This is a genomic window from Streptomyces sp. DvalAA-43, from assembly GCF_900091725.1.
GTDB classification, from domain to species: Bacteria; Actinomycetota; Actinomycetes; order Streptomycetales; family Streptomycetaceae; genus Streptomyces; species Streptomyces pulveraceus.
Window position 1 is genome coordinate 178917 of record NZ_FMBW01000039.1, and the last position, 16996, is coordinate 195912.

Below are 16996 nucleotides of genomic sequence, written 5' to 3' on the forward strand. Positions count from 1 at the left end.
AGGGCCTCGTTCGGGAGGGACATTTCGTTCACTGCTCCGCGAGTCGCGCCAGCGTGCGGTCCCGAACGGCAGGATCGAGCATGTCCGCGTTTATATGGAAGCGCCGTGCTCCCCCGACAAGGTCGCTCATGCGCTGCTTCATTTCCGTGAAGGCGGCACTGTACCGATAGAAGTCGTTGTCCAGATGGGCGAACATGTCGTCCTTCAATCCGTAGGCACCGGGCGCACAGGCAAAGAGGTCCAGGAACGCCGCGAAAGGCTCCGCGTCGATTTCATCGAAGCAGGGGGGCCGGTCCGGGTTGTAATCGATGACGCACAGGTTGCGGACCGTGGCTCCGGCGATCCCCTGGCGACCGAAGATGAGATCGGGATCAAGCCGATATTCAGATGCTTCCAGATGTTTCTCCAACTGGCCCGAAGCAATCAGCTGATCGAAGCCCGGACCCTTCCGGACCCGCATCGCGGAAGGTACGCCATGTACTGTTTCTCCGTCCGTCAGCACATGCGTATTGCTCAAGAACCGCGCACCCGCGGCACAAGCCTGTGTAAGAAAGACGGTCTTCCCGGCTTTCTGGCGGCCGAACAGCAGGGTGGCACCCTGCGGCTGGACGAAAGCCGCGGCTTTGAGGTGCACGAGATCATGATCGACAGCGAAGTCGGTGAGCAGGCGTTTGGTGAAGTACGGCCAGAGGGTGCGCTCCAGCTCGCGACCGAAGACATAGATTCGATCACCACGAGTCACCAGGTAGGCGGGCGGACCGAAATGGTGGGTGATGTAGGAGCCCGCGCGAAACCGGTCGGCGCGGTATCCCTGGTCCACAAGGGGCTCGATCAGCGCCGGATCGATCGGGTCTCGGTTCAGATCCACGAAGACGAGTTCGTATGCGCAGGCCTCCTCGGGAGAGGCGAACCGAGTGTAGAAGGCGTACCCGGCGAAGTCCGCGACATTGCTGGAGACACGAACCTTGAACACGTTGAGATCGATCACCCGGGACGACCTGATCGTGTAGTGCCGACCGAGAGCGTCACGCACGTCATCACGTGTGTCCGGTTCGACCGAGGTCGGAGAGATCTGTGAAGTCATGCTTTCCTGCCTTTCAAGAATTCCTACGGCTTCCAGAGTGAACGGCCATGCCCACCTCACCGCCGCGATCGGTCCGAAGGGCCTGTCACAGCGGTACCGGGTCCCCGGGAGATCAGGAGTCGACCGACCAAGCGGACCGGCTCACGTCAGGAATTACTGGTTCGGCCGCCAGATGCCGGGCGCCCAGTTGGGCTGCCACTGATATCCGGTCCCAACGCGACCACCGCATCCCAAGCCTGTCCGCCAAGGCGAGAAGCGACTGCCAGTCCTTGCTCCGGCCGGATCGCACCTGTTGGAGCAGCAGGGCCAATTCCGCGCCGTCCGGATGGCTGGACAGCTGCGCGTCCAGTCTGTCCAACGCCCGTTTCCAGGACAGGTCGGATGCTTCGGTGCACACCTCGACTTCCGTCAGGGCCGCCAGCACCTGCTGCGTGACGTCCCGACGGCTGTCGAGGGCGGCGAGGAGGCGCTTCCGCTCCGACCTCTCGAAGAAGACACCCAACTCCCTGAGAATGTCGGCGGGTTCGTCCGCGACATGAATGTACGTGAGCGCCGAGGCTTGGGCTGCTCCCGCGATCCGCCTCAGATGGTGTGCCTTCCGATCCTCAGGGCGAGTCGGTCCCTTCATGTGGCTCAGTCTGGCGGTAGCCGGTATCTCTGATTCCGTCGTGTCTCGGAGCAGGATGTACAGCGCCTCCCCTATCGGCATGATCATGTCCATCAGATCGATGCGCTCGCGGGTCGCGACGTTCAACTGGTATCGCCACAGTTCGCGACTGACATGACGGTCGAACCGGAGCTTTCTCCATGCGACGGGAACAAAGCCCGCGGCGCGCACCGCGGCCAGCAGCCTCGCTCCGCCCCGGACGGCAACAGCGTCCGGCTTCAGAACCATTGGGGCGACGCGATGGAGCTGATCGGCTACGGTCCGTTCGGTGCCGAAGAGGTCGGCCAGGTCGTCCCAGGCGTCTCGGTAGTAGGGATCGACCGCGAAGGTTTCCCGCTTGCGCCCCTCCCGACTCAGCCATTCCGGTACGACACACGCTCTTTCGGATTGATCCATGCTCAATACCCCTCCCCTGGTATGCCGTTGGATTGCTGTACCGGCAGCGATGCCCGCCCTGCCGGAAGACCCTTCACCTGCCGGTCCGAGGTGTCATGACGTCTGCCGGGTCACCACCCAGGACGGACCGACCGATTCCACAGGCGTGGGCAGAGGTCGTCACCTCGAAGACCCGAGACCGACCCGGAAGTCGTCCATCCTGTCCGGGCACTTGGCGAGTCGATCCGTCACCGTCCCGGCTTCGCCGACGCCACCGGCGCAATAGTCAGTGCCCACCTCGACGGCCACCGTGCCCTGCACGTCCTCGGTGATGTGCCGCGCGCTCGCCGCCAAGGATCCCAACAGCCCGGCGTCCGCGGTCAGAGGCTTCCGGCGAACCTCTCCGGCTACGGCGTCGATAAGGGGTACCTCCGTCCTCGGCAACGCCCACCGGGGCAGCAGAGGCCGGGGGAACCGGCGTAGCCGGTGTCACGGCAGGGTGCGAAGTCATGAAGCAACTGTGGTAGCCGACAGCTCTTCGTCTCAAGACGTTGTCCGTTGCCCACCACAGAAGCAACGGGCAGCACCGGATTGTTCTTGCCGGTACGGTCCGGTCGGGCCCGGAACGTCGGCTGCCCCTCGAAGGTCTGCCGCCGCCCCCGGGCATGGAGCCTCGGCCGGATCGTGCTCCACCGCCGCCTGGCCCAGAGAGGCAACGGACAACGCCTGATCCGGAAGCCGAGCGCGAGTCATGCTGAGGGAGTGCGTACTGATGTTGCGCCCCCGAGTACGCCGGGCCTGCTGTTCGGAGCCGGACAGTGGCCCGAGCAGGGGCCTCACAAAGCTGTGGCGCAGGCACGAGTAACGCACCGCACGCAGCTCAATTCGCCCGGAAAGGCCCTGTCATGGCATCGCGCATCCTGCTGGCCCGGCATGGACAGACGGAATGGTCGCTGTTCGGCAAACACACCGGCAGGTCCGACATCCCGCTGCTGGATGAGGGACGACTCGGCGCGAAACTGCTCGGCGAGCGCCTGCGCCGGGCGCCGCTGGACGGCCTTCCCGGGGTGGAGATCCGTACGAGTCCGCTCGCACGCGCGCGTGAGACGTGCGAGATCGCCGGCTTCGACGACCGGGCGACCCCGTGGGACGCGCTCACGGAGTGGGACTTCGGAGCGTACGAGGGCATGACCTCCGACGAGATCCGGGCCGAACGTCCGGACTGGCTGATCTGGCGGGACGGTGTGCCCGAGGGCGAGAGCCGCGCCGAGGTCTCCGCGCGCGCGGACGAGGTGATCGAGTGGGTCCGCTCCGAGGAACGTGACGTGCTGGTCTTCGCCCACAACTACATCCTGCGCACGATCGGCGCCCGCTGGTTCGGCCTGGACATCGACTTCGCGGCCCACGGGCGCCTCGATCCCACGTCGCTCTCGGTCCTGGGGTGGTCCTCCTGCGGAGAGCCCGCGATCGAGACCTGGAACGACTGCGGCCACCTGAGCGCTTAACCGTTCCCGTCCAGGGACCCGATTGCCGGCCGAGTCAGCACGGGACAGGTGATCAGGGGTGCTGACACGCGGTTCCAGATCAGCGTCACACCAGCACGGGAGTCGGCGACACGGTCTTCGGAGCAGTCTCGACACGCCTGTCGTGGTGCCCCCGCGCACACCCGGCCCGAGAACTGTGGTGTCCCACCACATACGCCCCCGATCTGCCCCTTCCTACGGTGTGGCGACACGGAACCGTCCCCGTCCACCGTCCGGAAGTGGTACCCATGGCCGCCCCAGCAAGCTCCCCGCCAGCGCCCTCCAACCTCAAGCGCATCGTCGCCGCAAGTCTCATCGGGACCACGATCGAGTGGTACGACTTCTTCCTGTACGGGTCGGCCGCCGCGCTGGTCTTCAACAAGCTGTTCTTCCCCGAGTCCGACCCGCTCGTCGGCACGCTCCTGTCCTTCCTCACCTACGCGGTCGGCTTCGCCGCCCGGCCGCTCGGTGCCCTGGTGTTCGGGCACTACGGCGACCGGCTCGGCCGCAAGAAGCTGCTGGTGCTCAGCCTGTTGATGATGGGCGGAGCGACGTTCGCCATCGGGCTGCTGCCGACGCATGCCACGGTCGGGGCCGCCGCCCCCGTCCTGCTCACCGTCCTGCGCCTGGTGCAGGGCTTCGCGCTCGGGGGCGAGTGGGGCGGCGCCGTGCTGCTGGTGTCGGAGCACGGGGACGCCGGGCGGCGCGGTTTCTGGGCCTCCTGGCCGCAGACGGGTGCGCCGGCCGGGCAGTTGCTCGCCACCGGGGTACTGTCCGCGCTCACCGCGCTGCTGTCGGACTCCGCCTTCGGGGCGTGGGGCTGGCGCATCCCCTTCCTGCTCTCCGGTGTCCTGGTGGTCATCGGTCTGTGGATCCGGCTCTCCGTCGATGAATCACCGGTCTTCAAGGCCGCGCTGGCGCAGGCCGAGGAACGCAGGTCGGCGGCCGGGGCGACGGAGAGGATGCCGCTCGTCGCCGTGCTGCGCCACCACTGGCGCGATGTGCTGATCGCCATGGGCGCCCGGATGGCGGAGAACATCAGCTACTACGTCATCACGGCGTTCGTGCTCGTCTACGCGACCACCGCGGCTGATCTGAGCAAGCAGACGGCCCTCAACGCGGTGCTCATCGCCTCGGCCGTCCACTTCGTGGTCATTCCGATGTGGGGCGCGCTGTCGGACCGGGTCGGTCGCAAGCCGGTCTATCTCGTCGGTGCGGTCGGCGTCGGGCTGTGGACGTTCCCGTTCTTCGCGCTGATCGACACCCGGAACTTCGGGAGCGTGCTGCTCGCCGTCACCGTCGGGCTCGTCTTCCACGGGGCGATGTACGCACCGCAGGCGGCCTTCTTCTCTGAGATGTTCGCGACCCGGATGCGGTACTCCGGCGCGTCGATCGGCGCGCAGTTCTCGTCGGTCGCGGCCGGTGCCCCGGCGCCGCTCATCGCCACCGCGCTGCTCGCGGACTTCGACAGCTCGACGCCCATCTCGCTGTATGTGATCGCCGCGGTGCTCATCACCCTGCTGGCGGTCTCCTGCGCCAGGGAGACCAGGCACCGGGACCTCACGGACATCGACGGGACCGCGAGCGTCCCGGAGACGTCCGCGGCGCCGCCGGCGGACGCCCGTACCGTCTGAGCACCCCGCGCCGTGCGGGCCGGGAGAGCCGGCCCGCACGGCGCGTGGCGCTGCTCACCGCTGGACGGTGGGCTCGAACCAGGTGGGTCCGTCGGTCAGGGACTGCTTGATCCTGAAGAGCCCGAACTCGTTCAACGGCGGCAGCGCGTCCACCGGGAACCAGCCCACCTCCAGCGACTCGTCGTCGTTGACGCGGGCCTCGCCGCCGGTGGCCCGGCAGCGGAAGGTGACATCGAGGTACTGGCAGCGGTCACCGTTCGCGTACTGCACGGGGTCCAGAGCCTGGGTCAGCACCACCCGTTCCGCCACGCAGCGCACGGCGGTCTCTTCGTACACCTCGCGCTCCGCCGTCGCCGCCGGCTGCTCGCCCGGCTCGCAGATGCCGCCGATGACCGACCACTTGCCGGTGTCGGAACGCCGCCCGAGCAGCACTCTGCCCTCGTCGTCGAAGACGACGGCGGTGACTCCCGGCAGCAGGAGCAGTTGTTGACCCGCGGTGGCGCGGATCTCGCGGATGAAATCAGGAGTTGCCATGGACCGACCCTACGTGGTGCGGCCGCCTGGTCACCGGCTGCGCCGACCGCGTACCGACCGGACGGTGACCAGGCCGAGCCCGGCCACGGCGATCAGTGCGAGCACTCCTTCGGGGAGCGTGCCCATCCGGGTCGCGGGCGTCAGCGAGGACCGCAGCGGCACCTTGTCGACGAGCGCGTCCGGGGTGAACAGCTTCGTCTTCCGGACGATCGTCCCGTCCGGGCGGATGACCGCGCTGACCCCGCTGGTGACGGGGACGACGACGGACCTGCTGTGCTCGACCGCCCGCACCCTGGACATGGCCAGCTGCTGGTAGGTCATCTCGCTGCGGCCGAAGGTGGCGTTGTTGCTGGGTACGGCGATCATCTGGCCGCCGTGCATGACGGTGTCCCGTACGGCGTCGTCGAACGCGGCCTCGTAGCAGGTCACCAGCCCCACCTCGGTCCCCGCCAGGTCGAAGACGCCCACCTTCCTGCCGGGGCCGAAGTCGCGCTGCACCCGGTCCACGTCCGAGCTGAAGACCCGAGCGACGGAGCGCATCGGCATGTACTCGCCGAACGGCTGGATGTGCCGCTTGTCGTACGTGTCGACCGGGCCCTTCTCCGGATCCCACTGGATGAGGGTGTTGCGCAGCTTCCCGGTGTCGGGCTCGATGACCGCGCCGATCACGGTGGGCACACCGATGGCCTTCACCGCGTCGTCGATCACGATCCGGGCGTCGGGGTTCCGGTACGGGTCGAGGTCGGAGGAGTTCTCGGGCCACAGGACGAAGTCGGGCTGCGGCACCTTGCCCTCCTTCACCTCCCGGGCGAGCTGCTCCGTGCGGCGCACATGGTTGTCCAGGACGGCACGGCGCTGGGAGTTGAAGTCGAGTCCGAGCCGCGGCACATTGCCCTGGATCGCGGCGACGGTCGCGGTGCCGTCCTCGGCCGAGTCGTCGACGAGGGGCAGCGCGGCGAACGCACCGACGACGGGTACGAGGACGGTCGCGGCAGCGGCGGCGACGGCCGCCCGCGGCAGCGTGCCGGTACGACGGTGGGCACGGAACTGGCGTACCGCCTCGCAGAGACCGAAGCCGCACAGCACCACCGCGAAGGAGAGCAGCGGCGTGCCGCCCACGGCCGCGAGCGGCAGGAACACGCTGTCCGCCTGCCCGAACGCGATCTTCCCCCAGGGGAAGCCGCCGAACGGCACCCGGGCCCGGACCGCCTCGTCGAGTACCCAGACGGCGGCGGCCCACACCGGCCAGCAGGCGAGGCGGCTGACGGCGGCGATCCCGAGGCAGCCGACCGCGATGAATACCGCCTCGGCGGCGGCGAGGGCCAGCCACGGCACCGGGCCGACCTCCTCGCCGGTCCAGTGCAGCAGCGGCAGCATGAAGCCCAGTCCGGCGAGGAGGCCGAGTCCGAACCCGGCGCGCAGCCGTTGTCGGTGCAGCACCCAGCCGAGCAGGGCGAAGCCGGGCAGGACCAGCCACCACAGGGGGCGGGGCGGGAAGCTCAGATACAGCAGTGCACCCGCGATCACAGCGGCGGCGGGCCGTACCAGGCGCCGCTTCCGGGACACGGGGGACGGGGCCGGCTGCGCGGCTTCGACTGGGGTGATGGTGGCGCTCACCCGGCGGAGTCTACGGTGGTCGGCTGTGAGGTCGGCAGCTCCGCCCGTGCGGTGGAATCCTTCGTACCGGATCGTTCCGGCCCTTTCCCCCACAGACCGGGTCACCGCGTGGATCCGGCCGTTCCTGCCCTCGCCGTGTCCGCCGGGGTCCTTCGCGGGTCCGGCGTCAGGTTCCGGCCGTCGCGCCGGTCGCGGGCAGGTGCAGGCGTTCGCGGATGAACCGGACGCCCGCCTCCGCGTCGTCGACCGTGATGGTGAACGTCCGGCCGTCGCCGAGTCTGAGCACCAGACCCTCGCCCCTGCGGACGACCACGGCCGTGCCCTGTTCGGGGCGCCAGCGGTAGCCCCAGCCGCCCCACTGGCGCGGGGTGACCTCGGGGGCGAACTCCGCGCCCACCACATGGGTGAGCAGGATCCGGCGGCGCGGCAGGCCCATGTGGCCGCAGCGCACCTCCAGGGCGTCCCCGTCGATCCTGACAGCCACATTCACGAAGGCGAGGGTGCCGAACAGCATCAGCAGCCCGGCGGCGACACAGCCGATCACGGACATCAGCAGCGGAACGATCCCGGCGGTCCAGTTGGAGCTGACGGCCAGCTGCACGCCCAGCGCCAGGCAGGCCGCGCCCGCGGCCGCGAGTACCCACTGGGCCCGGTTGGTGGCCCGGCCGATCCAGACGGCGGAGTGGGGTTCGGCTCCGTTGTGTCGGGGTTTTCGGGGGTGGTCCCTCATGTCAAGCAGCGTACTGAAGATTCCGCACGCCAGGGATGGGCAGAAGGCCCCCGCCGGGTCAGCGGGCGGTGCTGACGGCTCCCAGCAGCTGTCCCTCGGCGTAGGCGAGAGCGGCCTCCGGCAGCTCCGCGGGGCGGCCGCTGAGGAGCACGGCGAGAGAGGCGGACGGTTCGGCCGACGGAGCGGGTTCGGCCCCGATCCGGCGCAGTGCCTGGGCGGCGACGGCTCCGGCGGACCCGTGCAGCGCGACGGGCGGCAGACCGGGCTGCCGCACCGCGGCACGGATGCGCTCGGCGACCAGCTCGTAGTGGGTGCAGCCCAGCACCACGGCCCGGACCTCGCGCGGGGTGCGGGCGGCGGCGGCCGCGATGGCCAGGTCGATCGCGCTCTCGTCGGCGTACTGAACGGCGTCGGCGAGCCCCGGGCACGGGACCTCGGTGACATCGACGGAGCGGGCGAATTCGCCGATGAGGTCGCGCTGGTACGGGCTGCCCGTGGTGGCGGGCGTGGCCCAGATCGCGATGGGGCCGCCAGCGGCGACGGACGGCTTGATGGCGGGGACGGTGCCGATGACCGGCAGCGTGGGTTCGAGCGCGGCGCGGAGCGCCGGCAGGGCGTGCACGGAGGCCGTGTTGCAGGCGACGATCAGTGCGTCCGGCCGGTGGGCGGCGGCCGCGCGGGCCACGTCGAGCGCGTGGGCGGTCACGTACTCGGGCGTACGCGGTCCCCAGGGCATGCCGTCGGGGTCGGAGGAGAGCACCAGATCGGCGTCCGGCCTGAGCCGGCGTACCGCGGCGGCTGCCGCGAGCAGGCCGATTCCTGAGTCCATGAGCGCGATCTTCACCCGGTCACCATAGTCGACCGCCCTTGCGGTTCCGCCGGGGTGGGGCAGACTGCGGCGAATGAGTGCCGTTGCCTGGATCGCCGTGGGTTCGCTGGCCGCATGGGTGTGGCTGCTGCTGGGACAAGGGTTCTTCTGGCTCACCGATCAGCGGCTGCCCCGCCGGAAGGACCCCGGCCGATGGCCGTCCGTCGCGATCGTGGTGCCCGCACGTGACGAGGCCGGCATGCTGCCGGTGAGTCTGCCGTCGCTGCTGGCACAGGACTATCCGGGGCGGGCGGAGGTCTTCCTCGTCGACGACTGCAGCAAGGACGGGACCGGGGACGTCGCCCGTGCGCTGTCCGTACGGTACGGAGGACTGCCGGTGACGGTGGTGTCGCCGGGCGAGCCCGAGCCGGGCTGGACGGGCAAGCTCTGGGCCGTGCGGCACGGGATCGCGCTGGCACGGGCCCGGGAGCCGGAGTACCTGCTGCTGACGGACGCCGACATCGCGCATGAGCCGGACAGTCTGCGGGAGCTGGTCGCCGCCGCCGTGTCGGGCGGCTTCGACCTGGTCTCGCAGATGGCGCGGCTGCGGGTGTCGAGTGTCTGGGAGCGGCTGGTCGTTCCGGCTTTCGTGTACTTCTTCTCGCAGCTCTATCCGTTCCGGTGGGTGAACAGGGCGCGCGGGCGGACGGCCGCGGCGGCCGGTGGCTGTGTGCTGCTGCGGACCGGGGCGGCGGAGCGGGCGCGGGTGCCGGAGTCGATCCGGCAGGCGGTGATCGACGATGTGTCGCTGGCGCGGGCGGTGCGGGACAGCGGCGGGCGCATCTGGCTGGGGCTCGCCGATCGGGTGGACAGTGTGCGGCCGTATCCGCGGCTGGCGGATCTGTGGCGGATGGTGTCGCGGAGCGCGTACGCCCAGTTGCGGCACAGTCCGCCACTGCTGCTGGGTACGGTGCTCGGGCTCGCGCTGGTCTATCTCGCGCCGCCGGTCGCGCTCGCCGTCGGGCTGCTGACAGAGGATCCGGTGGCGGCGTGGGCGGGCGGCGCGGCATGGGCGGTGATGGCCGGGACGTATCTGCCGATGCTGGGGCACTACCGCCAGTCGCTGTGGCTGGCGCCGCTGCTGCCGGGCACCGCCGCGCTCTATCTGCTGATGACCGTCGATTCGGCGGTGCAGCACTACCGGGGCCGGGGCGCGGCCTGGAAGGGGCGTACGTACACCCGTCCCGAGGCCGCGCCGGACCAGTGAGGGGGTCCGGCGGCGGGCCGGTGGCCGCGGGGCCGGCCGGACCGCCGCGGGGTCATTTGCGGCCGGGCGTCCAGTTCATGCCCCACCCATAGGCGTGGTCGATGGTGCGCTGCGGGCTCACCCCGCGCTCGGGGACGAGATAACGGGCCTCGCGCTGCACGGTGAGGTCTCCCCCGTTGTTGGTCAGGAGCGCCAGGGCGCAGACGGTGGACGGGACGGTGCATTCGTCGAGCGAGAAGTCGATCGGTGCGCCGTGCTGCGGCTGGAGCGTGACGGTCGCGTGGAGATCGGCGAAGCTCCGGGCGCCTTCATAGATGGTGACGAAGATCAGGACGCGGCGGAGCTTGTTCTTCTGGTCGAGATTGACGGTGAGGTTCTCGCCGGTGGCGACGGCGCCGGTGCGGTCGTCTCCGTCGAGATGGATATACGGAGGGTGCTGGAGGGCCCCGAACGCGTTTCCCAGCGCCTGCACGACTCCCTTGCGGCCGTCGGTCAGTTCGTACAGGGCGCAGAGATCGAGATCGAGGTCCGCGTGGTTGGCGACCGCTCTGCCGAGTTTGCTTCCCCAGCCCTTGAACTGTTTGTGCACTTCCCAGTTGAGATTGACGCGGAGCGCTCCCGAAGTGCCGCCCTGTTTGGCGAGGGAGACCGACGGCGCCTCCTTGGTGAGCGTCACCTTGGACAGGCGGACGGGCGGGGCGGCGGGGGGTGCGGAGGGCGCCGGGGGTGCCGTCGGCGGGGCGGGCGGCAGCCGGTCGGTCCGTGGTGCGCCCTGCGGCTGTCGAGGCGCTCGGGGCTGGTGATACGGCTGAGTCGGCTGGGGCTGCTGCGGTTCGTCGACGGAGATCCCGAAGTCGGTCGCGAGACCTTCGAGGCCGGTGTCGTATCCCTGGCCGACGGCCCGGAACTTCCAGGCGCCCTGGCGCCGGTAGAGCTCCCCGAGGATGAACGCGGTCTCGACCGTCGCGTCCGCGCTGTCGAAGCGGGCGATCTCGCTGCCGCTCGCCGCGTCCGTGATCCGTACGTACAGCCCGGACACCCGCCCGAACGTACCGCCGTCCGCGGAGGCCGCGAGGACCACGCGGTCGATGGCCGGCTCGACGCGCGCGAGGTCGACCGCGAGGGTGTCCGTCATCCCGTCGCCGGCGGTCCGCTTGCCCTCGTGGCGCACCGCACCGGATGCGTGGGAGGGCTGGTTGTAAAAGACGAAGTCGGCGTCGCTGCGCACCTTTCCCGATACGAGAAGGAGCGCGGAGCCATCGACATCCGGTGTCCCCGGGGAGGTGCGCCACCCCAATTCGACCCGCACGGCCTGAGCCGCCACCGGAACATTGGCTCCTTTTAGCATGGTCATGCTCGCCCCCATCGCGAGTCCGGCTGCCGAAGAATCTCTCTCCGCCAACCTAATCCCCCGGACCGCCACGGGCGTCACAGAGGGCGGATCAAAGTGCCTCGGCCGTGGGGACCGCGTAGATGCACTCCTCGATCCGGTCGATGAGGCCGCCGCTCTCGAACCGGAAGCAGACCGCCGCGTGGACCTTGCTGACGGACCCGTCGGCCCTGCTCAGGTGAAGCACCTGCTGCTGGAGCACCTCGTCCGCGTTCCGGAACTGGCGGATCACGTCGTACCGCAGCGTGTCCACGTCGGCGGCAAAGGCCTCGAACTGGCGCAGCGTCGCGTCGATCGCCCGCTCCCCCTGACCGTCGTTCTGCCAGACGGTGGCTCCGCCGGAGCACATCGCCCGGCACCCGGCGAAGTCGTACGCCTCCAGACGGCGCAGAAACGAAATCGCCTTCTCGCTGATGTCCTGTTCCATGTCGAGTGCCCTTTTCGCCGTCTCTCATTGAATGTGCGGCCGGGGGACGGCCGTTTCGCGCTGTTCAGCGGCCGGTGCCGGCAGGCGTACGCCACAGCCCTGCCGGGACCGCGCTCAGACCAGGCCGAGCAGCCGCAGGTCGGTGACGTACTTGGTGATGAGGGAGGCCGACAGTTGGGGGATGTCCTTGCCGGGGCCGACCTTCGCGGCGTGGACGGCGGCGTGGAACCGGTCCGCGGGTATCGCCGAACCAGGGACGCCCTCCTCCGGTTGCGCGAAGGCGTGCAGCAGGGGCAGCAGCGAGTGCTGACGCTGCTTCTCCGGCAGGGCGCGGAGCGCGGCCGTGATGCGGGCGAGCCATTCGCCGTAGTCGTCGATCCGCCGGATCGGGTGGCCTGCCTCGATGAGCCAGTCGACGAAGGTGTCCAGCGAGATGCCGTCGTCGTGCGGGTTCAGCACATGGAAGGTCCGGTAGCCCTCGGTGGCCCGCGCGCCCAGCGCGGTGACGGCCTCCGCGGTGAAGTCGGCGGGCAGGCCGTCGTAGTGCGCGCGGTCATCGGTCCGGTAGAACGAGGCCGGCGCGATGCCGGTGGCGAGCAGGCTCAGCAGCAGGCGGGTGAACAGGTCGGGGACGTTCAGCTGCCCGTGGTACCTGCTGTGCGCGAGGATCATGTCCGACCGGAAGGTGGCGACCGGCAGGCCGCACAGGTCGTGTGCCTCCCGGAGCAGGACCTCTCCGGCCCATTTGCTGGTCGCGTACCCGTTGGCGTAGCTCTCGTCGATCCGCCGTACCGGGCTGGTGCTGCGGATGTCGTCGTCCTCTCCGGGAGCCGGCGCCCCCGCTGCGGCCGCCACGGCGACGGTGGACACGTAGGTGACGGGCTTGATCCGTGCGGTGAGCGCCAGCCGGACCAGTTCTGCCGTGCCGACGACGTTGGGTCCGAACAGCTGCCGGTAGGGCAGTACGTGGTTGACCAGGGCAGCCGGGTGGACGATCAGGTCCACGGTGTCGGCCAGGCCGTTCCATGTGTCCTCGTCCAGGCCCAGGTGCGGCTCGCCGATGTCACCCGCGAGTACGTCCAGGGCTCCTTCGGCCAGGTCCCGGTACCGCCGGAGCAGTTCGGCGTCACCGCTGTCGAAGGCATCCTGGAGTCGCTGCGCCGCCGCAGCCGCGTTGCTCGCGCGGACGACGCAGATCAGCCTGCCGCCAAAGGGTGCCAGCCGCTCCAGCCACTCCAGGCACAGGAACCGGCCCAGGTAGCCGTTGGCTCCGGTCAGCAGGACGGTGCGCACGGCACCGCGCGGGCGGGGCAGCGTCGGCGCGGCGGCGAGCGTCGCCGCACCGATGAACTTGTCCAGCGTGAGGTCACCGGCGCGCGCTTCGGTGCTGTTCTCGCCATGCACGGAAGCGAAGGTGGGCCGCTGCGCCCCGGACGCGCGTTGCTCCTCGATGTAGCTCGCCAGCCGGGCCAGATCATGGGCCGGGCTGATGACCACCCCGACCGGCACCTCGATGTGGAAGATCTCCTTCAAGAGCTGGGAGAAGGACAGCGCGGACAGCGAGTCCCCACCCAGGTCCGTGAAGTGCGCCCCGGCGTCGAGAGCGGTGCCCGGACAGCCCAGCAGTGCCTGGGCGGCCCGGGTGACCGTCTCCAGCACCGGCCGGTCCGCAGCGGCTCGACCCAGCTCGCGCACCTCCCTGACCTGGCCCTCGGCGATCTCGTCGTACAGCCGGTCGAGAGCCTCCCCGTAGCGCTCCTTGAGCCTGGGGCGCAGCAGTTTGTGGCTCTCGGTGAGCAGGCCGTTCTCCGGGCTGAAGGGTTCGGTCTCGATCAGGAAGTCGCGCGGGATCTCGTACGAGTTGAGCTCGGCCTCCCTGGCCATCTGCTGGAGCGCCTCGCCGAGCAGCGGCTTGAGCGAGTCCGGCTCCTCGCCGTCGTCGCCCGGCGTATGGGGCGCGGGCACCACCACCGCGAGCAGGTAGGCGCGTTCGCTGTTGCCGTATACATAGATCTGCCGGATGAGGGGGCTGCCGGCGAAGACGGTCTCCAGGCGGGAGACGGCCACGAATTCGCCCTGGGACAGCTTCAGGGTGTCCTTGGCGCGGTCGACGTAGACCAGCCGGTCGGGTCCGAGCTCGGCCATGACGTCGCCGGTCCGGTAGTAGCCGTCCTCGTCGAAGACCCCGGCGGTGACCTCGGGCCGCTTGTAGTACCCGGGAATCATGCTCTCCGTCCTGAGCAGCAGTTCCCCGCGCGGATACGGCAAGTCGGTGCGGAAGTAGCCCAGTTCCGGGACGTCGGCCAGCTTGTAGTCGATCACCGGCGGGCGCTGCACCACCGTGTCGAGCAGCACTCCGCCGGCCTCCGTGGATCCGTAACCGGTGTACAGGTGGAGGTCCAGACAGGACTCGACGAACGCCGCCAGCTCCGCGGACAGCGGGGCGGTCCCGCAGAACGCCTTGGCGACGCGCCCGCCCAGGAAGTTCTCGCGCAGATCCGTCCTGACCGCCGTCTCGACGTCACCGGGTTCGCCTGCCCTGCGGGCCAGTTCGCTCCGGTACTGCTGGAAGAGCATGTCGCACAGGCGCGGGACCATGGTCAGCTCGGTGGGACGGATCAGCGCGATGTCCTCGAACAGGGTGGACAGATCGCTCCTGGCGGTGAAGTAGCCGATACCGCCCCGGACGAGCGAGCCCATCAGTGCGTAGCGGCCCGCGAGGTGGCTCTGCGGCATGTAGAGGACGCTGATCGGGGGCCCGTCCGCCGCCCCGTAGCTGAAGCCGTACCAGGCGGTGCCGACCAGCCGCTGGGTGTACATGGCCCCTTTGGGGGTCCCGGTACTGCCGGACGTGTAGATGAGCAGGGCCAGCGGATCGTCCCCCGCGTCGGCGACGAACAGGGGGGCGGGCGGCAGGCCGGCTCCGCGTTCGATCAGCGCGGCCAGTGAGTCGACGGCCACCGCGCGGCCGGCTTCGGCCAGGCGGCGACGGGCGGACTCGAAGGCGGCTCGCTGGTCGGCGATGTCCGGGCGGTAGTCGAACACGATCAGGTGCTGGATCGAGACCGCCCCGGTCACGGCTTCGACAGCGGTGTCCAGACGCTCGATGCTGGTGGCGAGGGCGCGCGGCTCCGTCTCCGCGATGATCGGGGTCAGCTGGGACAGCGGAGCACTGGACTGAAGGGGCACGGACACGACACCGGAGTGGATGCACGCGAGGTCGAGCGTGGCGTAGTCGGTGCTGGCGAAGCCGATGATGCAGATCCGGTCGCCCGCGCTCAGCGGATGCCGCGGATCGTGGTGCCATGTGCCGGCGAGCGCGCGGACTCGTGCCCACAGTTCGCGGTAGCTGATGGTGTCGAACTTCGGGAGCAGCCGCGTTGTCGAGGCTTCCTCGACGCGCTCGCCGAGGGCCGGCCGGTCCCCGTACCCCTCCAGTACGGCCGCCATGACCTCGGCGAGTCCCTTGCCGGGATCACGCACTGCCGCGGTGACCGCCTCCAGCGGTTCGGTCATGATCAGGCCTCCCTTGACGTCCCGATGATGCCGACGCGTCCTGGATGTGGATGTCGCCGGGCACTCGATTGCGTGCGTTGGCCGGCCCTGGAATGCGTACGTCACTCCTCGCAGCGGGCGGTGTGCGGCACGCACGAGGTGCCGCCCGGCCGTGGCCGTGGGCGTGGAGCACGCACCCGTGGGCGCGTGCGGTCCTCACCAGCTGACCGGCAGCGCCTCCACCCCGCGGATCAGGCGGTTGGTGCGCCAGGAGATCTGGTCGACCGGCACGGCGAGGCGCAGACCGGGCAGGCGGCGCAGCAGGGTTTCGAGCACGACTCGCAGCTCCATCCTGGCCAGTTGGGCGCCGAGGCAGTGGTGCACGCCGTGGCCGAAGGTGACGTGCGGGACGCTTCCCCGGTGGAAGTCGATCTCCTCCGGGTGGTCGAAGACCGCCGGATCCCGGTTGGCGATCCCCAGCTCGGCGACCACCGCGTCGCCCGCTCGAATGGTCTGTCCGCTCAGTTCCACGTCCTCCAGTGCGATGCGGGTGAAGCCGGCGGACGCGCTGATCGGGATGATCCGGGAGAGTTCCTCGACCGCGTCGGGCACCAGAGCGGGGTCGGCGACGAGCTTCTGCCAGAGATCGGGCCGGGTCAGCAGCGTGTAGACGAAGTTGCCGAGCTGGTTGGCGGTGGCCTCCTGGCCCGCGGACAGCAGGCTGACGCCGAGGCTGACCAGTTCCTCGTCGAGGAGCCGGTCCTCCTCGTCATCCACGTGGGCGAGCTCGCCGAGCAGGTCGTCGGTGGGGGTGACGCGGCGGAGTGCGATCAGTCCGGCGAGGTACTCGTTGAGGTGTTCTCGGGCCTGCGTGGACTGCGCCGGATCGGACAGCATCAGCAGGCCGTCCACCCAGACGTTGAACCGGTCGCGGTCGGCGACGGGCACGCCGAGCAGTTCGCAGATGACCGTGATCGGCAGCGGCCAGGTCAGCGTCCGGGTCAGGTCGGCGGGCCCACCCGCGGCGATCATGGTGTCGAGCAGGCCGTTCACGATCTGCTGGACGCGCGGGCGGAGCGCCTCGACGCGGCGCACGGTGAACGCGTTGGCCACCCGGCGCCGCAGTCGGCTGTGCTCGGGCGGATCCATGCTCAGCATGGAGGTGCTGGGCAGACCGGTGGCGACCGTGCGCGGGATGTCCTCGCCCACGGCGGCGGCACGGCTGAACCGGGGATCGGCCAGTACCGCCTTGACGTCCGCGTGCCGTGTGACCAGCCAGGCATCGCCACCGCCGTAGGGCAGATTCACGCGCAGCACCGGCTGTTCGCCGCAGATCTCGGCCAGTTTCGGGTCCACTTCGAGTCGGTCGACCGGACCGAACGGGTAGGCCCGCACCCCTTCCCCTGTGGCGGTCATCGTGTCGGTCCTTTCAGTCCTGGCAGACG

At 69.8% G+C, this 16996-nt stretch carries 13 protein-coding genes; 3 read left to right on the plus strand and 10 right to left on the minus strand.

What is annotated here, in order from left to right; all coding sequences use genetic code 11:
* Positions 1–28 precede the first annotated feature (28 nt).
* Together GA0115234_RS12295 and GA0115234_RS12300 are read right to left on the minus strand one after the other, a co-directional pair.
* Positions 29–1084, minus strand: coding sequence for a FomB family phosphonate monophosphate kinase (locus tag GA0115234_RS12295; RefSeq protein ID WP_093540938.1), 1056 nt, complete (start codon positions 1082–1084; stop codon positions 29–31).
* Positions 1085–1196: 112 nt separating this feature from the next.
* On the minus strand, positions 1197–2147 hold the full coding sequence (locus GA0115234_RS12300) for a nucleoside-diphosphate kinase (protein WP_093540939.1): 951 nt from the start codon (positions 2145–2147) through the stop codon (positions 1197–1199).
* Positions 2148–3031: 884 nt separating this feature from the next.
* Between GA0115234_RS12300 and GA0115234_RS12310 the strand changes: the two genes are divergently transcribed.
* Together GA0115234_RS12310 and GA0115234_RS12315 are read left to right on the plus strand one after the other, a co-directional pair.
* The gene (locus tag GA0115234_RS12310) at positions 3032–3631 is read left to right on the plus strand and encodes a histidine phosphatase family protein (RefSeq protein ID WP_093540941.1); all 600 of its coding nucleotides are present in this window, start codon (positions 3032–3034) and stop codon (positions 3629–3631) included.
* Between the two features lie 266 nt (positions 3632–3897).
* Positions 3898–5283 carry an MFS transporter gene (locus GA0115234_RS12315; protein WP_161275593.1) on the plus strand — a complete coding sequence of 462 codons (1386 nt, stop codon included), beginning with the start codon at positions 3898–3900 and terminating at the stop codon, positions 5281–5283.
* 54 nt (positions 5284–5337) lie between these two features.
* Here GA0115234_RS12315 and GA0115234_RS12320 read toward each other — a convergent pair whose 3' ends face one another.
* The 4 genes from GA0115234_RS12320 to GA0115234_RS12335 form a co-directional block, all read right to left on the minus strand.
* Entirely contained in the window at positions 5338–5817 is a 480-nt protein-coding gene (locus tag GA0115234_RS12320; protein ID WP_093540943.1) for an NUDIX hydrolase, read from the minus strand.
* Positions 5818–5847: 30 nt separating this feature from the next.
* On the minus strand, positions 5848–7434 hold the full coding sequence (gene lnt, locus GA0115234_RS12325) for an apolipoprotein N-acyltransferase (protein ID WP_093541001.1): 1587 nt from the start codon (positions 7432–7434) through the stop codon (positions 5848–5850).
* Between the two features lie 166 nt (positions 7435–7600).
* A complete protein-coding gene (locus GA0115234_RS12330; protein WP_093540944.1) occupies positions 7601–8164 on the minus strand; it encodes a hypothetical protein in 564 nt (187 codons plus the stop codon).
* A 58-nt stretch (positions 8165–8222) separates the two neighbouring features.
* Positions 8223–9008, minus strand: coding sequence for a glutamate racemase (locus GA0115234_RS12335; RefSeq protein WP_176729143.1), 786 nt, complete (start codon positions 9006–9008; stop codon positions 8223–8225).
* Positions 9009–9066: 58 nt separating this feature from the next.
* Between GA0115234_RS12335 and GA0115234_RS12340 the strand changes: the two genes are divergently transcribed.
* Positions 9067–10239: a glycosyltransferase gene (locus GA0115234_RS12340; protein ID WP_093540945.1), complete on the plus strand. Its 1173-nt coding sequence runs from the start codon at positions 9067–9069 to the stop codon at positions 10237–10239.
* Between the two features lie 52 nt (positions 10240–10291).
* Here the strand turns inward: GA0115234_RS12340 and GA0115234_RS12345 are convergent, their stop codons facing one another.
* The 4 genes from GA0115234_RS12345 to GA0115234_RS12360 all read right to left on the minus strand — a co-directional run bounded on the left by GA0115234_RS12345 (position 10292) and on the right by GA0115234_RS12360 (position 16967).
* Entirely contained in the window at positions 10292–11605 is a 1314-nt protein-coding gene (locus GA0115234_RS12345; RefSeq protein WP_093540946.1) for a TerD family protein, read from the minus strand.
* Between the two features lie 76 nt (positions 11606–11681).
* Positions 11682–12056 carry a nuclear transport factor 2 family protein gene (locus GA0115234_RS12350; protein WP_093540947.1) on the minus strand — a complete coding sequence of 125 codons (375 nt, stop codon included), beginning with the start codon at positions 12054–12056 and terminating at the stop codon, positions 11682–11684.
* 114 nt (positions 12057–12170) lie between these two features.
* On the minus strand, positions 12171–15572 hold the full coding sequence (gene car / locus GA0115234_RS44115; RefSeq protein ID WP_093540948.1) for a carboxylic acid reductase: 3402 nt from the start codon (positions 15570–15572) through the stop codon (positions 12171–12173).
* A 195-nt stretch (positions 15573–15767) separates the two neighbouring features.
* Positions 15768–16967 (minus strand): cytochrome P450, encoded by a 1200-nt coding sequence (locus tag GA0115234_RS12360; RefSeq protein WP_093540949.1) that lies wholly within the window; start codon positions 16965–16967, stop codon positions 15768–15770.
* Between the last annotated feature and the right edge of the window lie 29 nt (positions 16968–16996).

Excerpts from the sequence above, each read along its gene's own strand:
- GA0115234_RS12295 (WP_093540938.1), bottom strand. The coding sequence starts at position 1,084 with ATGACTTCACAGATCTCTCCGACCTCGGTCGAACCGGACACACGTGAT.
- GA0115234_RS12300 (WP_093540939.1), bottom strand. The coding sequence starts at position 2,147 with ATGGATCAATCCGAAAGAGCGTGTGTCGTACCGGAATGGCTGAGTCGG.
- GA0115234_RS12310 (WP_093540941.1), top strand. The coding sequence starts at position 3,032 with ATGGCATCGCGCATCCTGCTGGCCCGGCATGGACAGACGGAATGGTCG.
- GA0115234_RS12315 (WP_161275593.1), top strand. The coding sequence starts at position 3,898 with ATGGCCGCCCCAGCAAGCTCCCCGCCAGCGCCCTCCAACCTCAAGCGC.
- GA0115234_RS12320 (WP_093540943.1), bottom strand. The coding sequence starts at position 5,817 with ATGGCAACTCCTGATTTCATCCGCGAGATCCGCGCCACCGCGGGTCAA.
- GA0115234_RS12330 (WP_093540944.1), bottom strand. The coding sequence starts at position 8,164 with ATGAGGGACCACCCCCGAAAACCCCGACACAACGGAGCCGAACCCCAC.
- GA0115234_RS12340 (WP_093540945.1), top strand. The coding sequence starts at position 9,067 with ATGAGTGCCGTTGCCTGGATCGCCGTGGGTTCGCTGGCCGCATGGGTG.
- GA0115234_RS12345 (WP_093540946.1), bottom strand. The coding sequence starts at position 11,605 with ATGGGGGCGAGCATGACCATGCTAAAAGGAGCCAATGTTCCGGTGGCG.
- GA0115234_RS12350 (WP_093540947.1), bottom strand. The coding sequence starts at position 12,056 with ATGGAACAGGACATCAGCGAGAAGGCGATTTCGTTTCTGCGCCGTCTG.
- car (WP_093540948.1), bottom strand. The coding sequence starts at position 15,572 with ATGACCGAACCGCTGGAGGCGGTCACCGCGGCAGTGCGTGATCCCGGC.
- GA0115234_RS12360 (WP_093540949.1), bottom strand. The coding sequence starts at position 16,967 with ATGACCGCCACAGGGGAAGGGGTGCGGGCCTACCCGTTCGGTCCGGTC.